Source organism: Peribacillus frigoritolerans (genome assembly GCF_040250305.1).
Taxonomy (GTDB): domain Bacteria; phylum Bacillota; class Bacilli; order Bacillales; family DSM-1321; genus Peribacillus.
This window is the reverse complement of the sequence record NZ_CP158190.1, coordinates 3,073,794-3,092,451: the sequence shown is the minus strand read 5'-3', so window position 1 is coordinate 3,092,451 and position 18,658 is coordinate 3,073,794. Positions and strand designations below refer to the sequence as shown.

Below are 18,658 nucleotides of genomic sequence, written 5' to 3'. Positions count from 1 at the left end.
TTAAAAAATTCCGAACCCCTTTTGACCAAAGGTTAAGAGATTTGGGTTCTTCGAGCCACTATGTTAAGCCATTTTAGGACCTTGCAATGTCCACGTGGCCATCTTCTTTAAATTAATGGCAGCGAAAGTAAGCATCGATTACATCGACAATTTTTTAAGTCCCCTTAAAGTAGTCCAACGCATACCATGCTTTTCTTTTGCATCTGCGAATACACGCTCAATCGTTTCTTTACGTTTCGCATATATAGGTTTTACATCTTGTTGATGACGCAGATGATCTGCTTCTTCCACATATGCTTGCCAGATATGCCGTGTCACTACTTTTTGATGGTCTTTGCTTTCTGTACACCGTGATAAAAATGAGCACGTTGCACAAATATGTTTTGGCGATTTGTACTCGCGATAGCCCTCTTTATTTGTTGTTGAGTACTTTAAAGTTTCACCCGAAGGGCAAAGATAACAATCAAAGTGTTCATCATAAACATAGTCATGTTTGCGAAAGAATCCTTCTTTTGTACGGTGATGTGTATAGGGTAAAGCAGGTGTGATTTCTTTGTTAAATAGGTAGCTTGTAATCGCTGGTGTTTTATAAGCTGCATATGCGGCAACTGCTTCTGGTTTTCCAACTTTCTCAATCAATTGCTCAACAAGTGGCTCCAAAATATGACTGTCATGTGTATTACCAAGTGTTACATTCTTCCCAATACAAAACCGTTTCGGTCTGCGGCCGCGTAGAATGAATAGGCAAACTGTTTTATTCGTCAATCTTTACATAGTAGCCACTCTCGGATCCGTAGTACTTTCTTTAATTGCTCTGGTTTCTTCCTTATCAAATTTATCTGGTGGAAAAGGCTTCTTTCCATGATTTTCACGATCTTGATTTATTTCATCTTGAAGACGTCCTTGTTATGCTCGAGTTTCTTTGCGTACGATTTCCTTTTCAAATTTGGGCTTATTCGCATTGGCTTTACATGAGTGGAATCGACGAATATGTGTTCAAACAGGTCTGTATCTTTAAAGCTTCGCTCATAATTTTTCCCGAACGTTGAGAAATGAGGTGCTTTATCATGGAAACCAGAGCCTAAGAACCAATGGTAAGCCATATTTGTTTCAGCTTCTTCAATCATTTTACGCATAGAACGAATACCTTAGGTATATTGAATGAATGTCAGTTTAACTAAAAACTGGATCAATACTTGGGCGTCCTACCTCTGAATACATATCTTTCGCCAAGTCGTAAATGAAAGTGAAGTCCCAATGGAAGCCTCAATTTTACGAACCAAATGGTTCGCAGGCACCAGTTGATCTAAAGTAATCATTCCAAGTTGATCTCTCTGAATAGAATAATGTTTCGAAAGCATCCTCATCACCTCAAGTTTTATAGATCTATTTTAAAACAAAAAAGACTGTAGGCAAAAGGAGTTCTATCTAAATTTTTAAACATAGTTGATTGCAACGGAAGGTGCGAGACTCCTGCGGGAATAGCGAGTCCAAGGGAGACCCCACAGGCGCAAGAGCGCCGAGGAGGCTCCCGGACCGCCCGCGGAAAGCGAGTGCCTGAAGTGGAAATCAACGTCCAAATTTGTACAAGCGAAAAAAAACTGTAGACAAGCTCGATTTTCATCGAGTTTGTCTACAGTCTGGAGAGAGGACTTAATTTGTCCTCTCTTTTCTAATTCCGAGAAGTCATGATTTCCATGTTCATCACGTATGCCCTCATTACGGATCGGTTTTATACACCAGGATTATGGCCTAATTTTTCAACTGTGTATTCGTAAAAAGCAATTAAGTCATTTTGTGACGCAAAACCTGCTTGTGCAGTCTGTTCGTTCCCTCCGCCTTTTCCGTTATACGAGCCCAGTTCCGCTTTAAAATATTGTCCGCAATGAAAGGGGGTATCCCCACTGTGTGAAAGGATGACCTTTTGCTCCTTACGTGATGCTAATAATACGGTAACCTTTTCTTTTTTTACAATCGTACCTGCAAGGTAAAGCAGTTCTTTCATTGAGCTATCTTCGAAAATACGAGAGATGAATCCCCCTCCATTTTCTGCAAGCAGGGAGTCGGCAAGAAAATTTGCATTTTCAAGTTTTAAGTTTTCATTTGCCGATAGCAGCTGCTTATAGTCATTTTCAAGTTTCTCCACCCTATTCAGGATCTCTGTACGTCCGGTATTGAATTTATTCGATAATGCAGCAAGAATTCCTAGACTTTCGGAATAATCATTCAATGCCCTGAAGCCGCACTTAAAGTAGAGACGGGTAAGTTCTTTCTGCTTCTCCGTTTTGAAAATTTTTATTAAGCCAATCTCACCGGTACGCCCTACATGAGTTCCACCGCAAGGGTTATATTCAATTCCTTCTATCTCAACAATACGGATATTTTCAGACACTTTAGGCATTTTGACGACAGGAAGTGTCTGTAATTGCTCGTTTGTCACGTAATAGATAAGTATTTCGCGATTCTCGATGATATATTGATTAACTAGCTTTTCAGCAGCAGCAGTATGTACTTCAGTCCATTGAAATCCTGCCATTATATCGATCGTTAAATATTCCTTTCCAAGGTGAAAGCTGACCGTATTAGAGTCAAACAGTTCCCTGCAGACAGCAGAGAGTAGATGCTGGCCGCTATGCTGTTGCATATGATCGAAGCGGCGGGACCAATCAAGTTCACAGTGAACGATCTCTGAATCTGGCCGTCTCTCCATCTTATGATGGATCTTTCCATCATTGTCTTTTATAACGTCAAGAACGGTGATTCCTTCTATTTTACCAGTATCTGCAGGCTGACCGCCCCCTTCGGGATAATAAGCGGTTTCTTCAAGAGTGATATAGTAAAAGCCGTTTTCTTCAATGGTCTCCCGAATTTTGGTATCCCATTGGGAAGTCTTGGTGGACGTGTAATACAATTTTTTTGTCATGAATGATTTCTTTTTCCTTTCAATTGATCATTAAATTATATCACCGAAATACCAGAGTTTGAAATCGTGGGTTTAGAAGATTAGTCAGGTAAATAAGTAAACTTTATGACAAATCCTAAATAAATTGTGCAAGATGGCAATAATCTATTTATAGACTACCCCTTATGATGTAAAATATTCCTGAAAGTATATACTTTAGACCTAATGAAAATCTAATTAAATAGATTTGTGTAGTTAAAAGGTCACTGTTAAGATTGTTAGGAATAGGATGACCATGGGATCATTTGAGTGGGAAGGGTTAAGTGATATGAAGTGAATCTTGTAAATATGGAAAAATACAAAAATAGCTTATTTGGGAATATAAAAAACAAACTTTCTGATTGGCTGGAGCTGGATGTAGGGCAAACCATTCCGGCTAAAGAGATATTCCGTTTTCTGCATTCAGTCAAAGGGACGGCTGGAACGCTGCAATTATGTGGACTTACGGCCATCACAGAACATTTATTGGCTGGAATTGATGAAGACAGTGAGCGGGTCTGGAATCGGACGGAACTTAGGAATTTCCTTTTTGAGCTCATTGAACATACATATGAATATGAGCATTTCGATGAAGTTGAAATAAAAGCTAAGCCTGTCCGCGATTCACAAGCCCCGCTTATCCAGATCATTGACGATGATATTTCCATGCTGATTTTATTGAAAGATCTATTGGAGGATAAGGGGTGGATGGTTATAACGAATGCCGACCCCGTCAAAGCGACAAATCAATATTTTGAAATGCAGCCGGATTGCGTGATTCTTGATATTCAGTTACCTGCAAAGGATGGTTTTCAAATTCTTCAGGAGATTCATCTGCATAACGAAAAATATTTCATACCGAAAATCATGATCAGCATTCAGAACGATAAACATACCCGGATAAAAGCATTCAAGATGGGTGCTGATGATTTTATTGGTAAGCCGATTGATATCGATGAGTTTATTGTAAAGATGGAAAGGCATATACAGCGGAAGAAAATCTTTGATCAATCGGTCCTTATTGATGAGTTGACACAGGTATATAATAGAAGATTCCTTGAGGATACACTGCCACGATATTTTAATGATTATAAGCGGTCAGGGCGTCATTTTACGATAAGCATCATTGATCTAGATCACTTTAAAAGGGTGAATGATCAATACGGACACTCGGTGGGCGACCTTGTACTGGTTGAGTTTGCACAATTCATCAAAAGCAATATCAGGAGTTCGGATTTAATCTGCCGGTATGGTGGGGAAGAATTCGTCATTATTTTCCCGGATACTTCGAATGATGAAGCTAAACACAAGTTAACAGAATTAATCAAGGACTTTTCTGCAAAGAAATTCATCCAGAATGGTTACACATTTTCGGTTACATTTTCTGCGGGTGTTTTTACGGTTGAACATGAAAATGTTACGCCCAAGGAGGCTTTGGAGGAAGCTGACACTTCTTTATATGAGGCGAAACGCTCAGGCCGTGGAAGAGTTGAAAGCATGCAAGAAGTGGGAAATAACAAGAAATCGCTCAATGTGTCCGTTATCGATGATGATATCATTATCCGCACCATCTTAACTAAAGCCTTGCATTCGCTTCAGATTCCACATTTTGATTTGAATATCGCGGTGTATGAAGATGGTCCATCTTTTTTGAAATCCAATCGAGCCAAAGAAGATGTAGTGCATTTTTTAATCCTGGATGGAGTGATGCCTATCATGGATGGAATAGAAGTGCTTCAGAAAGTGAAACAAAGCAGTAATGCGGAGTTTTTCACCGTTTTAATGCTAACTGGAAGAAAAAGTATGGATGATATTGCAAATGCATTGAAACTTGGTGCGGATGATTATGTAACGAAACCATTTAGCATTAGGGAACTTGAGGCTAGAATAGAGCGTCTATTGACGAAGTTAATTTAAATTGCAAACGGATTTTCAGTTATGCATTGATGGATTTCTATTTGCAAAATGGTGTCTAAATACTTCAGGAGGTAAGGCACCATTCGAGTGAAGGTTAATTAGGAGGATGAATGATGAAGCGTATTTTATTAGCGGAGGATGAGGAAGTGTTACGAATGCTCGTGGTTGACACATTAGAGGATGAAGATTATGAGGTTGACGAAGCAGCGGATGGAATGGAGGCCGTACAGCTTCTCGAAAGCAATACGTATGATCTTATCATTCTAGATTATATGATGCCTGGATATACCGGATTGGAAATCATTGAAAAAATCCAGTCCTCTGAAATCAAAAACCAAGGGAAAATCTTGATGTTATCTGCAAAAAGCCAACAATTTGAACAAGAAAGGATATTGGAAGCTGGTGCGGATTATTTCATGGCCAAACCATTTAGTCCGTTAAAATTAATAGAAAAAATAGAGGTCATTTTGCATGAAACTGAATCCTTACTTTACTAAAAGCCTATCTAGGCAGGTAGTCTCTTTAATGACGGGTTGCATCATTTTATTTATTGTCGGAACAGGGATTTTGTTTTATATTTTGCAGTCTTTGAATGCAGAATATATCCAACAGAGGCAAAGCATTGTGGATAAACAATTGTTGATGGATGAAATATTCGATCAATATAATACGGTCTTTTTAGATATTAAGGGATATATAGCATTCGATAATGATGCATTGAAGGATAAGGCATTAAATGAGGAAACCTCAATTTCGGAGAATATTGAAGCGTTTAAGGAGATTGCTAATACAAAGGAGGATAAGAATATCTCCAATGAGCTTGAGACATTTACTGAATATTATTTTAGTGGAGTTCTACCATCCTTCTTTGATTCCGAAAAAAGGGGGGAGTTAGAGGTTGAAAAAATGGATAGTACTGAAATTACGGCACAAATTACGAATCTTCGAAGTACTATTAAATCTTACTCTGGCACTTTAACGGAAAGGCTCGATAAAAATGTGAATGATCTCACGAAAGAGCAGTCCATTATTCAAGGAGCCTTTGTCGGATTCGTCCTTATTTTTTTATTCATCTTCTTATTCATTGTCAGATCGATCATCAGGAACATAGGAAGACCTCTTTCGGATTTTTCAATAGCGGCGAATGAAATTGCAGCTGGACGGGAGGCTGTTATTTCCGTCAAGGAAAACCGTAGGGATGAGCTTGGGGTTTTGTCAATTGCATTCAAAAAAATGTTTACAAGCGTTCAGGAAAAAGAGCAGGAACTGATGGCGCATAATGAAGAACTCCTTGCACAGCAGGATGAACTTCAAGCCCAGCAAAATGAACTTCAAGCAACACTTGGAATCATCACTGATAATGAGCAGAAGCTCACGAGGAGGAATGAACTGATCAATGGTATATCATCTACTTTAGATAAAAAGGAAGTGTTAAAAAGCATTGTCCTTAATATGAGCAGATTGATTTCTGCCGATCGGGGAATGATTGCTTTAGTTCATGAAGATGCCTTCTCGTCATTCGGAATATCTGAAAATGGCGTACGGCAATTCCGGAATAATATCCACAGCGGTTTGAATCATCGTCTTCTTGAAGAGAAGAAACCCTTCACAATAAAGAGAGAACAAGATGTGGCTGAGAAAGGGTATCACGAAAATAAGAATTACAGTTATGATTTATATCTTCCGGTTTTATCCACGTTTAAAGAAGTGGATGCCATCATGGTTTTCAGCAGGTATGGGACCCCGTTTACCGATCAGGAAGTGGAAGAATGCGAAACGTTGGCTAAGCAAATTTCAACGTCGCTTGACAAGATCAAGCTTTACGAACAGACGGAAGAGAATAGGAGGCTGAATCAGGACATCCTGAACACGATTCAGGAAGGTATCCAATTGATTGATCAGGAAAGAAAGGTCATTCAGGTCAATCAGCCATTTTGCGATATTTTTAAAACAGGTTCTTTTCCTGAGCAAATAATTGACCTGCCATGGGAAACGTGGAGTGCTGAAATGGCTGGTCAAATGGAGGGGGAGAGGTTTTTACATGCAATGGATGAAGCTATTGATAATCTGGAGGGGGTAAATTATGAAGAACGAAGTTTTACATTCAAAAAGGAAGAGAGTAATCAGGTAATAAAAGTATATCTTGAGACACTGCATTATCGCGAAGAAGGTTATGGTACAATTTTGGTTTATCGTGATATTACAAAAGAATATGAAGTGGATCAAATGAAGTCCGAATTTGTCAGTACAGTAAGTCATGAATTAAGGACACCGCTTGCAAGCGTCCTTGGTTTTACCGAACTGATGCTGAACAAAACATTGAAACCCGAAAGGCAGACAAAATATTTACAGACAATCTATAATGAAGCAAAAAGGCTTACCGCACTTATCAATGATTTCTTGGATGTTCAAAAAATGGAGTCCGGTAAACAGATATATGATAAAAAATATGTGGAAATCATTCCATTAATTCAAAAGGTAATTGAACATTTAGAAATTAATACAGCACAGCATGATATTCGGCTCAATATTGAAACCACGGATTTAATGATTCTAGGAGATCGCTTAAAAATTGAACAAGCCTTTTCCAACCTATTAAGCAATGCAATCAAATATTCTCCGGATGGGGGAAGGATCTCTGTCCTTGTATATAGCAGGGACGATATGCTTTCCATCGATATCCAGGATGAGGGGTTAGGCATCCCAAAAGAATCACTGCCGCATTTATTCCAGAAATTTTATAGGGTAGATAATTCAGATCGCAGGCGGATTGGAGGAACCGGCCTTGGATTAGCCATCGTTGATGAAATCATAAAGTCACACGGCGGAAATGTTACGGTGGTTTCGAATTATGGACATGGAAGTACATTCACCATATCCTTACCCAGAGTAACTCTGAAAGAAGTTGGACTGAACAATGATGGACAGTCAAGAAAACTGAGCCATGAAATTATGGTCATTGAAGATGATATTAACTTAGCGGAACTGTTAAAATATGAATTGATGGACAGTGGCTTCCACGTCAGCTATTTCAAAAGTGGTAGAAAGGCATTTCAAAAGCTAAAAAGCTCACCTCCTGATGCCATTGTACTGGATATCCTTCTTGAAGAGGGTGAGATGGACGGCTGGACGATCTTGAGGGAATTAAAAGGTTCCGCTGACTTGAATGAGATTCCCGTTTTTGTATCGACCGCTCTTGACGAAAGGGAGAAGGGAATTTCCTTGGGAGCAAAGGATTATTTAGTTAAACCGTATAAACCGAGCCAATTATCCAAAGTGATCATGCATACTTTATTAAGTAACGGTAAACAAGGGCATATTCTGGTTCCGCAGGCATTCCATGAAGAAAACAAGGGTTAAAAAATAAAAAACCGTAATAGGTATACAGAACAACAAAAAAATGATAAATTCAAATATGTTGGAAAAATAAATAATTGGGTACAATTGTAGGTAAAGGTAAGTTACAGGAGGATTTTTATACATGCAAAAAATTCAGGCCGGCATGGCTGTAGAGTTAGAAGTGGAACGTAAGGCTGATTTCGGATGGTTTTTAACGGATGGTTCAGAAGATGTCTTACTTCATCATAATGAAATGAATGAAGGAACGGAACTTGAGATTGGCGATGAAGTAACTGTGTTCATCTACCATGACAAACAAGCAAGGCTAACAGCGACAATGAAGATACCCGAAATCCAGATTGATCAGTATGGCTGGGCGGAAGTTGTCAATGTGAAAAGGAAACTGGGTGTTTTTGTTGACATCGGTCTTTCCAAAGATATTCTTGTATCTCTGGACGACCTTCCGAATATAGATCGATTATGGCCCGAGGTTGGTGATCGTCTATATGTATCCCTGAAGACAGATCGTCATGATCGCCTGTTTGGTAAACTTGCAACCGAAGATGTCATTCAGGAGATTGCAGTAAAAGCCCCTTTAAAAGGAATTCGTAACACCAGTATTAAGGGAAATGTCTATCGTTTGCTTATGGTTGGATCTTTCTTTATTTCACAAGAAGGGTACCGCTGTTTCATTCACGAAAGTGAACGCAAGGAGGAGCCCCGTCTTGGTGAATTAGTTGAAGGGCGCGTCATTGATAGTAAAGAAGATGGAACGCTTAACGTTTCTTTAATCCCCTTTAAACAAGATTTAATGGGGGAAGATGCCGATGTCATTTTCACTTATTTAATGAATCGCGGCGGTGCAATGCCTTATGGTGACAAAACGCCAGCTGATGATATCAAATTTCACTTCGGTTTGAGCAAGGGAGCGTTCAAGCGTGCTCTCGGCAAACTGATGAAAGAAGAAAAGATTTACCAGGAAGATGGATGGACATATTCTTCAGACCGTAAATGAAAAAGGCAGCGGATTTTCTCCGCTGTCTTTTTTCTTGTGAATTTCATTAAAAAAACTTCTTTTTACCTTTTTCTTCTTTTAAAATCTCCACAGCTTCCCTAAACCTCATCGAATGGATAATTTCCCTCTCACGCAAAAACCTGAGGGAATCATTGATATCAGGATCATCCGAGATGTCAATCAACCATTGGTAGGTTGCTCTGGCTTTCTCCTCAGCGGCGATATCTTCATATAAATCTGCAATCGGATCTCCTTTGGCTTGGATATAAGTGGCGGTCCATGGATTCCCCGCTGCGTCATGATAATAAAGGGCACTATCATGATTGACATAATGGTCCCCTAGTCCGGCGGCAGCCATCTGCTGAGGTGTGGCATCTTTTGTAAGCTTATAAATCATCGTGGCGATCATTTCGAGATGGGCAAATTCTTCCGTTCCGATATCCGTCAGCAGACCAATCACTTTATCCGGTATTGTATATCGTTGATTTAAGTAACGGAGTGCTGCAGCCAACTCACCATCAGCACCCCCGTATTGTTCTATTAAATATTTAGCCAATCGAGGATTACAGTCTCTTACTTTAACTGGATATTGCAGCTTCTTTTCATAAACCCACATAGCTCATCTCTCCTTATACCTGCCATGGCCAAGGGCCTTGGCCCCATTCCCATTTATTTTCACCGCCTGGACTGTTTCCAAATCCCAATAATGGACCATATTTAGGCTCAAAAACCGATTTCAGTTGTTTTGAGTATTCATGAAATTGATTGAATTGCTGTAAAGCCTGCTGGTCGTTAGGATGTGTATCCAAATAAAGAGTCAACTCGACAAGTACGAAATCGGCAGCCTGTATTTGTTCAAGCAACTGATAATATTCATCATCCAGTTTCTTATTCATTTACGTCTCCCTTTCCCGATATGGATTATCATAAAAATCATAAAAGAATTTCCAAAGTGTACCGTATTTCAAAGCTTCCTCAGGTGTGAACTGCTCCATATTAGGCGGTTGAAAATTAATATACAAATTAGGAGGTGTCCTGTAATACTTTCTCCCAATAGGCGGACACGGATCGAATTTACTATGGAAAGGTTTATATGACTTAACTAAGGTAAAAGTCTTTTCGCGAGTCACAAAAAATACCTCCTTTGTAAAGATATAGCCTCTAATTTTTATGCCTGGTTAATGCATAATATGACTCCTCTGGTCTGGAAAGGGAATTATCTGGAAAATGATGTTTTTTCAGAATATTATAAAACCTTGTTATAGTCCCGTTATCTTACTGTGATGTTTGTCATCTATTCTTTATCTGTTTGTTCTTTGTATAGAAAAAAACTATGTTAAGATTTAACTCGTAGCTTATAAAGCAGCTCACAAGGAGGTAACAACATATGAAAAAATCAATCTTATCGTTAGCGGCAGCGGCTGCTATATCCGGTGCATTCACAATTCCGGTACAAGCAGAAGATGTCAAAGTGAAAGATGGAGACACATTATGGGGGATATCTCAAACATATAAAGTATCAGTAGAAGATATTAAGTCTTGGAACGATTTGTCTTCAGACGCGATTTATGCCGGAGAAACCATACATATTTCTCAAGAAGAGCATTATAAAGTAAAGTCAGGGGACACATTATCGGGAATTGCACACAAATATGATGTAGCGGTAAATGATATTAAATCTTGGAACGGTTTAAATTCAGATACAATCCATCCTGGTCAAGAACTGGTCATTAAACCGGCAGCTAACAAAGTCGAAGCTGCTAGTGTAGAGCCTGCACAGAAAGCAGAGCAATCCGAACCAGCAGAACAAACCAAGCCAGCAGAACAAACAAAGCCGGTTGAACAATCGCAACCAGTTGAACAATCAGAACCAGTTGAACAATCGGTACCAGCAGACACAAATAATGAATCCCAAGATCAAGCAGAATCTGGAAAAGAGATTACTGTAAGTGCAACCGCATATACGGCTGATTGTCAAGGCTGCAGCGGAACAACAGCCACAGGAGTGGACTTGAAAGCTAATCCTGATGCAAAGGTGATTGCCGTGGACCCTTCAGTCATTCCACTAGGATCAAAGGTTTATGTTGAAGGTTATGGATACGCAACGGCAGCCGATACAGGCAGTGCCATCAAAGGGAACAGAGTGGACATTTTTGTTCCAAACGAACAGGATGCCGTGAATTGGGGCGTTAAAAACGTTAAAGTGCAAATCCTGAATTAATTTAACCATGCAAAACATGTTTATATATTTATAAAGCAGACACAGACATAATGTGTCTGCTTTTTTTGTCCTTTAGGTTGTCGGGAAAAGCAGGTACAATGGAAGAAATAGATCCTTATAAATCCTTAGAAGATAAATAGGAGGAATAGTAAATTGATGGAAAAAGCACGTGAATATTTACAAGAATACTTTGGTTATGAGTCATTCCGAAAAGGTCAGGAACAGATTATCGAACAGGTGTTGGGAGGAATAAACACGGCGGGAATCATGCCTACCGGCGGAGGTAAATCAATATGTTACCAAATTCCAGCACTTCTGTTACCAGGTGTAACACTCGTTATATCCCCACTAATTTCCTTGATGAAGGACCAAGTAGATGCCCTCGAACAAACTGGGATTGATGCCACGTTTCTTAATAGCTCCATTTCTGGGTTGGAATCATCCAATAGAATGAACGATATTAAACACGGAAGATATAAGTTGGTTTATTTGGCGCCGGAACGATTGGAAAATCCTGCATTTCAACAGGATTTATTTAATGTGGATATTTCATTGGTAGCCATCGATGAGGCCCACTGTATATCTCAATGGGGTCATGACTTCAGACCAAGCTATTTAAAAATCCAAACCTTATTGAAAAACATGCCATCAGCTCCGACAGTACTGGCGTTAACCGCAACAGCCACACCGCATGTGACGGACGATATATGTCAGTCGCTCGGAATATCAGAGCAGCATACAATATCAACGGGATTTTCCAGAGATAACCTGTTCTTTTCCGTAGTGAAAGAAGAAAATCGCGGCCGGTTTTTAATGCGCTATCTAGAGAAAAACAAAAATGAATCGGGTATCATCTATGCAGCCACTAGGAAAGAAGTCGATTCCTTGTATGCGAAGCTTATAAAAGCGGGATTCAAAACAGGTCGATACCATGCTGGCATGAATGAACAAGACCGTTCGGAACAGCAAGATCAATTCATTCGTGATGACATACCCTTGATGGTAGCGACATCAGCCTTTGGTATGGGAATCGATAAATCGAATGTTAGATACGTCATCCATTACCAAACTCCAAAGAACATGGAGAGTTATTACCAGGAAGCGGGCCGTGCAGGGAGGGATGGTTTGGATAGTGAATGTATCCTTTTATATTCCCCTCAGGATATGCAGATACAGCGTTTCTTGATTGATCAATCAAATCCCTCGCAGGAGTGGCAAGCCCAGGAATTGAAGAAACTGAACAGAATGAAGGATTATTGTTTTACCGAAGGGTGCTTGCAAGCCTTTATTCTGCAATACTTTGGAGAAGAAAACCCCGAGGATTGCGGTCATTGCGAAAATTGTACAGATAAACGTGACTCTGTTGAAGTAACTACACAGGCACAGATGGTTCTTTCATGCATGTTGAGAATGGGTGAGCGATTCGGTAAAACGATGATTTCCCAAGTGCTTACGGGATCACGCAATAAGAAAATTGAAGAGTTCGGATTCCAGAAGCTCTCAACCTATGGAATCATCAATGATCAATCAGCGAAGGATGTAGGTGATTTCATTGATTTCCTGACAGCAAAACAGTATATCGAAATGACGGGCGGCCAGTTTCCGGTACTTAAAGTTACCAATGCTGGCAGGGAAGTTCTATTGGGACAGAAAAAAGTACTGCGTAAGGAAATAAAAAAAGTAAGCAGCATCAGTGCGGATCATGGGTTGTTTGAAGAGTTGAGACAGTTAAGAAAAGAATTGGCTATTAAGGAAAATGTACCTCCATTCATTATTTTTTCCGATGCATCTTTGAAAGATATGGCCGTCAAACTGCCGAGGACGGAAGAGGAATTCCTGGAAGTTAAAGGGGTGGGGATGCAGAAATTCGAACGCTTCGGAGCCATGTTTTTACAAGGGATTTCCCAGTATGTACAGGCACATCCAGAATTAGAAACGAATACTATGGTTACAAAGGAAACGGTAAAGCGAGCTACTAAACCATCTCACTTAGAAAGCTATCGCTTATATCAGGAAGGCAAATCCATCAAGGAAATAGGGACATTGAGAGGACTGTCTTCCATTTCAATTGAAAATCATTTATTAAAGTGTGCAGAAGAACACTTGGATATCAATTGGGATGAGATTTTCTTGGAGAAAGATTTTGATCTTGTTTTGGAAACTGCGAAACAATTGGATTCTGAAAAATTGAAACCATTAAAAGAAGCACTGCCTGAGCATATTTCCTACTTTATGATTAAAGCGATCTTGGTTAAAGCAGGACTGGAAAACGAAAGGTGCTAAGGATTTTTGGATAATTTCTTCATTGAATAAATAAGAATATGGTTTAATGCGTATACTAGGAATGATAAAAAGGTGAAATTTCGCGCCTTTAATCAGAGTCTTTATATAAAAAAGAGGAGGTTGCTCATGTATTTTGGTAAAAAGAATTCAGAGGAACCAGAAATCGTTATGGAAGATACGATAGTATATGCGTGCGGATCAGCAGATTGTAATGGTTGGATGAGAAAAGACTTTGCCTCGGAAAACTATGATTGTCCAATGTGTGGAAGTCAATTAGTTGAGGAAGTCAGGGAACTTCCTAAAATTGAAAATGAGTATAATGCGTTTAAATAAAAGAGGTGAATCTTAGCCTCTTTATTTTTTATTTTAAAATGAAGTAGGGCGGAGTGGTTTTATTCTGGATTAATGCTTTACATATAAAAATATGTGTGGTATCATTAAATTTCAGTGTTATGAAAAGAAAGCACTGGAGGGTAATTTAAAGTAACATTTTTATTAATAAAATAATTTTTCATCATTTTCATGATGAAGTAGAATCAAGTTAAACATATCTAGAAAAAAGAAATACATGTAATCACCAAGTATTTTCCTCGATCCATTTCTGTTCTTCATTAACTTACTTCTATGTACCATTTGTCTTTTGGAATTTAATCTACCCAATTGGAATTACGGACGGTTTTAATTAATAAACATGTACTTACAAGCTTTTATCTGATTCTCGCAGGCACGGTCTAGGAACCGTATGGATGGGAGAGAGGCAGGGCTTTCATTGTTTTAGGTTTTGGCATTAAAAATTACTCTCATGCTCGATGTTCCATCAAACGAGCAGGAAGAACCATATGGAATGGATTCTTAAACAGCGCAGTCTCGATTATCTTGAAGGGTAAGTCAGGGACTGTGTTTCATTTTGGGGACTACTTTCTTTTTTAGAATCTTTCCTCAAATATATAAAGCATATATATGATATAATGGTTACTGAGATATGAAAAATTCATGTCGTAATCTCAAGTTCTTACCATTCAAAAAGTTTGGTTGAAAGAACAATGATCATACTTAGATTTGCGAATGGGTATTTACTCACAATTTAGATTAAACGCCATCTATTCTTCTTTTATCTTTATGGCTTGTGATCTGTTATGCAGGACGGAGTCAATTCAATTCTAAGGAGTGAGATACATGTATAGAAGAAATAATACGGAAGAAATCATTCCTGAAGAAACAAAGGTGTGGGAATGTACATCAGAAGATTGCAAAGGTTGGATTCGCGATAACTTTACAAGTAATGATGAACACGTTTGTCCGTTATGTAGCAGCGAGATGAAACCCGGCACCAGAATGCTTCAAGCAATCAACAATCCAAGAAACTATTAAGGTCATAAAAAAAGCTGAAGGGGATTCTCCCTTCAGCTTTTTTTATCTTTTTGCCAATTGGATCAAGCAAAAAGCAGGTGAATGATTAGTGGATATCTTTTTTCTTGAATCGACCGCCTCGAACTTCCGCGATATCCCCAACGGCAAGAAATGCAGATGGATCGAAACTTTTGACTATCTCTTTAAGTTTAGCTTCCTCAAGTCTGTTTATTACACAAAAGATGACTTTTTTATCATCACCAGAATAAGCACCTTCACCAGCTAAAAAGGTTACGCCCCGTCCAAGGCGATTCATTATGGCATCACCGATATCATTAAATTCATCACTGATAATCCAAACAAATTTGGATTCGTCCAAACCTGCGATGACGATATCCATCGTTTTATATGCTACGAAGTAAGCTATGATCGAATACATGGCACGATCCCACGAGAATACGAAGCCCGCACTGCCAAGGATGAATAAATTAAAAAACATGACGATCTCCCCAACGGAAAAAGGGAGCTTCTTGCTCGCGAGTATGGCAAGTATTTCTGTACCATCCAATGAGCCGCCATATCGAATGACCATTCCAACACCAATGCCAAGAATCATTCCGCCGAAAGCGGACGCTAGGAGGATATCTTGAGTGAAAGCTGGTACATGATGAAGCAATGTAGTGGTAATGGAAAGGACTAAAATTCCATAAAGGGTAGATAATGCGAAGGTTTTCCCGATTTGTTTATAACCGATAAAAAAGAAAGGAAGATTCAAAATGAAAAGAAAGATTCCAAGCTTCCATCCAGTAATGTAAGATAACATAATCGATATACCCGTTATGCCCCCGTCGATTACGTTATTCGGCACTAAAAAAATCTCGAGGCCGACAGCCATCAATACCGCACCGATTGTAATTAGTAGACCTCTCTGTAAAATTTGTCTCAGTGTTAATTTTTTATGCTGGGTCTTCTTTTGCATAATTTCTGTTGTACTTGCACCTGCCAGGTCTGACATAATCATGCCCCCCACTCCTTCTCTCTATATAGGTTCTATTTAATTATAAACCTATAGGTATAATTAAATAAAGAAATTAACATTCTTGATTAATATATTCCCGAATAATTATTTTTGTTATTGATAATGTCCTGCAATGATGAAGCAGGGTTGAAAATGCTTGTCAATACCATGTATTCCTATTCTACTCCTTACAAAACAATAGTATTTCTAATTTTATTGATTTTATGAAAGAAACCTGCATTTTATTGAGATGTGGGGTGCACCGAAAGAATCAATGTGTAAATATATAGGGGTAAGGGAATAAAAAACCTTTGTGGTACTATGAATTTCCATTACAATATAGGAGAATAGAACGTTTGAGGTGATCAAGTAAAAAAATGGAACAATCAATTGTAGCATCAAATCCTTTTCTCTTTATGATTGCAGTACTTTTGATAATAATGGCTTGTTATACGGCGTTGGATTTATTGACAACATTACTGACGATAAAGCGATATAAACGCCTTGTGTATATAGGGAGCAGCTGCTCTATGGGTGTGGCTATTTGGACGCTTAATTTTGTGGTCATATTCACCCTCGATAATTCAGGAATGGCAGCATACAACTTTTTTACAATAATTTTTTCTTTAGCATTAGCGATTGCTCTCGCAGGGGTTGGGTTATTAGCCATTTCGTATAAAACACAAGTCCTGCAAATCGTTTTTTGCGGCTTCATGTTTACGATGGCCATATTATCTAATTATATAATGGGAACATCCTCATTAAACCAATCTTTGCACTTTAGTCCATTGTCGGTCTTCAGTATGCTTTTCAGTATCTTTATTTTATTTGTAGCAGCACTTGCAATATTATTTTATTTTAATAAATTAAGTCAATCCTCGCTAAAACCAGTCAGTACTCTCATGATGAGCGGGGCAATCATTGAAGGCTATTATCTTTTTGTAAGAGTGTTACCGATGAACGCGAAAAATGAAACGGGTGAATTTGTTCCACTCACCCCATTTATGCTTTATCTTACATGCTTCGTTTCATTATTCATCCTTGCCAGCTTGATCGCTTCAAGTACGATCGTAGGCCGGCGGTTGGCAAAAAGCGACAATACTGTGAGCGATATCCGTTATGCTTTAGATCAATCGGCGATCGTTGCCATCACGGATGCAAAAGGAATCATTACATATGTTAACGAAAAATTCCTGGAAATATCACAATATGAAAAACATGAACTAATAGGGAAAAATCATTCCATCATCAATTCTGGTTATCATCCAAAAGAATTTTTCACTGACTTATGGCTAACGATCAGCCAAGGGAAAACATGGCATGGTGAAATATGCAATCGGGCTAAAGATGGTAATGTTTATTGGGTGGATACAACTATCGTTCCATTTATGAAAAAGGGTAAACCATATCAATATATTTCCATCCGTTCGGATATTTCCAGTCGTAAAAAAGCAGAAAATGCTTTAAAGGAGTCAATTAAGGAACTTGAAGATATGCATTATGCAATCAACCAATCCTTGATTGTGGCGATTACTGATGATAAAGGAGTCATTATCGAAGTGAATGAAAAGTTCTCGGAGGTTTCTGGTTATGGGAGAGGTGAATTAATAGGCCAGACCCATAAGATAGTTAATTCTGGATACCACTCAAATGAATTCTTTGAAAATATGTGGAAGACCGTCGGTGAACGCAAAGTTTGGAAAGGTGAAATTAGAAACAAGGCGAAAGACGGCAGTTTTTATTGGGTCGATACAACAATTGTTCCATTTTTCAGCGAAGAAGGAAAGCCATTTCAGTATTTAACAATTAGATATGACATAACTGAGCGTAAACAATCGGAAGAGATGCTCAATCGGCAGGATAAATTAGCCGCTGTCGGTCAGCTTGCTGCTGGAGTGGCACATGAAATACGGAATCCACTGACCTCCATGAAAGGGTATACGGAATTTTTGCAATTAGATGAAACGGACGAAAATAAACAAGAATATCTGGAAATAATCATGGACGAAATCAATCGTGTGAATGATATAGTTGAAGAGTTCTTGCAATTGGCCAAACCACAGGCCTTGATATTGGAATCGAAGAATCTTGTGCCGATCATTCAAAACGTCGTATCTTTGACGGATTTTGAAGCCAGGAAGAAGAACATCACGATAATTTCGGATTGCAATGAAGAAGAGATCCTCGTTCGTTGTGATGAGAATCGATTAAAACAAGTCATATTGAACTTCATTAAAAATGCTATGGAAGCTATGCCTGACGGTGGGTTCATAAAAGTCATGACTGAACTTAAAGATGATAAAGTGCATATATCCATTACCGACACAGGAATTGGGATGCCGCCAGAGCAGCTTAAGAGACTGGGAGAACCATTTTTCACAACGAAAAAAACTGGTAACGGGTTAGGTCTCATGATCAGCTTTAAAATCATAGAAAGCCATTTGGGAAATGTCTTTGTCGAGAGCGAGGTCAATAAAGGTACAGTCTTTAATATCGTGCTCCCTATTTAATATCCATACTAGGAAGCAATGAATTAAATCAACAACTTTTTAGAAGCTGTCTGCGTGGGGGAAC

14 protein-coding genes and 1 pseudogene are annotated in these 18,658 nt (G+C 38.8%); 9 read left to right on the top strand and 6 right to left on the bottom strand.

Annotated features, from left to right (window positions below; all coding sequences use genetic code 11):
• Positions 1–63 precede the first annotated feature (63 nt).
• Both ABOA58_RS15135 and ABOA58_RS15130 read right to left on the bottom strand, forming a co-directional pair.
• Positions 64–1,361, bottom strand: a pseudogene (locus ABOA58_RS15135) (transposase).
• Positions 1,362–1,732: 371 nt separating this feature from the next.
• A complete protein-coding gene (locus ABOA58_RS15130) occupies positions 1,733–2,923 on the bottom strand; it encodes an alanyl-tRNA editing protein (protein WP_350299044.1) in 1,191 nt (396 codons plus the stop codon).
• A 312-nt stretch (positions 2,924–3,235) separates the two neighbouring features.
• Between ABOA58_RS15130 and ABOA58_RS15125 the strand changes: the two genes are divergently transcribed.
• The 4 genes from ABOA58_RS15125 to ABOA58_RS15110 all read left to right on the top strand — a co-directional run bounded on the left by ABOA58_RS15125 (position 3,236) and on the right by ABOA58_RS15110 (position 9,212).
• Complete coding sequence (locus ABOA58_RS15125) at positions 3,236–4,858, top strand: GGDEF domain-containing response regulator (RefSeq protein ID WP_350299043.1); 1,623 nt, start codon at positions 3,236–3,238, stop codon at positions 4,856–4,858.
• Positions 4,859–4,971: 113 nt separating this feature from the next.
• The gene (locus tag ABOA58_RS15120; RefSeq protein ID WP_350302886.1) at positions 4,972–5,355 is read left to right on the top strand and encodes a response regulator transcription factor; all 384 of its coding nucleotides are present in this window, start codon (positions 4,972–4,974) and stop codon (positions 5,353–5,355) included.
• Positions 5,356–5,383: 28 nt separating this feature from the next.
• Positions 5,384–8,218 (top strand): ATP-binding protein, encoded by a 2,835-nt coding sequence (locus tag ABOA58_RS15115; protein WP_350299042.1) that lies wholly within the window; start codon positions 5,384–5,386, stop codon positions 8,216–8,218.
• Positions 8,219–8,339: 121 nt separating this feature from the next.
• The gene (locus tag ABOA58_RS15110) at positions 8,340–9,212 is read left to right on the top strand and encodes a CvfB family protein (RefSeq protein ID WP_350299041.1); all 873 of its coding nucleotides are present in this window, start codon (positions 8,340–8,342) and stop codon (positions 9,210–9,212) included.
• Positions 9,213–9,258: 46 nt separating this feature from the next.
• On the opposite strand, the gene cotJC is transcribed toward ABOA58_RS15110, so the two are convergent.
• Genes cotJC through ABOA58_RS15095 form a run of 3 tightly spaced genes read right to left on the bottom strand, consistent with a single transcriptional unit; the run spans position 9,259 to position 10,342 of the window.
• Positions 9,259–9,828 carry a spore coat protein CotJC gene (gene cotJC / locus ABOA58_RS15105; protein WP_350299040.1) on the bottom strand — a complete coding sequence of 190 codons (570 nt, stop codon included), beginning with the start codon at positions 9,826–9,828 and terminating at the stop codon, positions 9,259–9,261.
• Between the two features lie 13 nt (positions 9,829–9,841).
• Entirely contained in the window at positions 9,842–10,108 is a 267-nt protein-coding gene (locus ABOA58_RS15100; RefSeq protein ID WP_063234474.1) for a spore coat protein CotJB, read from the bottom strand.
• Positions 10,109–10,342 (bottom strand): spore coat associated protein CotJA, encoded by a 234-nt coding sequence (locus tag ABOA58_RS15095; RefSeq protein ID WP_048679115.1) that lies wholly within the window; start codon positions 10,340–10,342, stop codon positions 10,109–10,111.
• A gap of 257 nt (positions 10,343–10,599) precedes the next feature.
• Here ABOA58_RS15095 and ABOA58_RS15090 point away from each other — a divergent pair, with 257 nt between their 5' ends.
• The 4 genes from ABOA58_RS15090 (at position 10,600) to ABOA58_RS15075 (ending at position 15,087) form a co-directional block, all read left to right on the top strand.
• Positions 10,600–11,433, top strand: coding sequence for a LysM peptidoglycan-binding domain-containing protein (locus ABOA58_RS15090; RefSeq protein WP_350299039.1), 834 nt, complete (start codon positions 10,600–10,602; stop codon positions 11,431–11,433).
• Between the two features lie 156 nt (positions 11,434–11,589).
• On the top strand, positions 11,590–13,716 hold the full coding sequence (recQ, locus tag ABOA58_RS15085) for a DNA helicase RecQ (protein WP_350302885.1): 2,127 nt from the start codon (positions 11,590–11,592) through the stop codon (positions 13,714–13,716).
• 126 nt (positions 13,717–13,842) lie between these two features.
• Complete coding sequence (locus tag ABOA58_RS15080; RefSeq protein WP_061463486.1) at positions 13,843–14,049, top strand: cold-inducible protein YdjO-related protein; 207 nt, start codon at positions 13,843–13,845, stop codon at positions 14,047–14,049.
• A gap of 843 nt (positions 14,050–14,892) precedes the next feature.
• A complete protein-coding gene (locus ABOA58_RS15075) occupies positions 14,893–15,087 on the top strand; it encodes a cold-shock protein (protein WP_034307294.1) in 195 nt (64 codons plus the stop codon).
• An 85-nt stretch (positions 15,088–15,172) separates the two neighbouring features.
• On the opposite strand, the gene ABOA58_RS15070 is transcribed toward ABOA58_RS15075, so the two are convergent.
• On the bottom strand, positions 15,173–16,087 hold the full coding sequence (locus ABOA58_RS15070; protein WP_260320902.1) for a YitT family protein: 915 nt from the start codon (positions 16,085–16,087) through the stop codon (positions 15,173–15,175).
• A 374-nt stretch (positions 16,088–16,461) separates the two neighbouring features.
• On the opposite strand from ABOA58_RS15070, the gene ABOA58_RS15065 reads away from it, so the two are divergent.
• Complete coding sequence (locus tag ABOA58_RS15065) at positions 16,462–18,594, top strand: PAS domain S-box protein (protein ID WP_350299038.1); 2,133 nt, start codon at positions 16,462–16,464, stop codon at positions 18,592–18,594.
• The last annotated feature ends 64 nt before the right edge of the window (positions 18,595–18,658 follow it).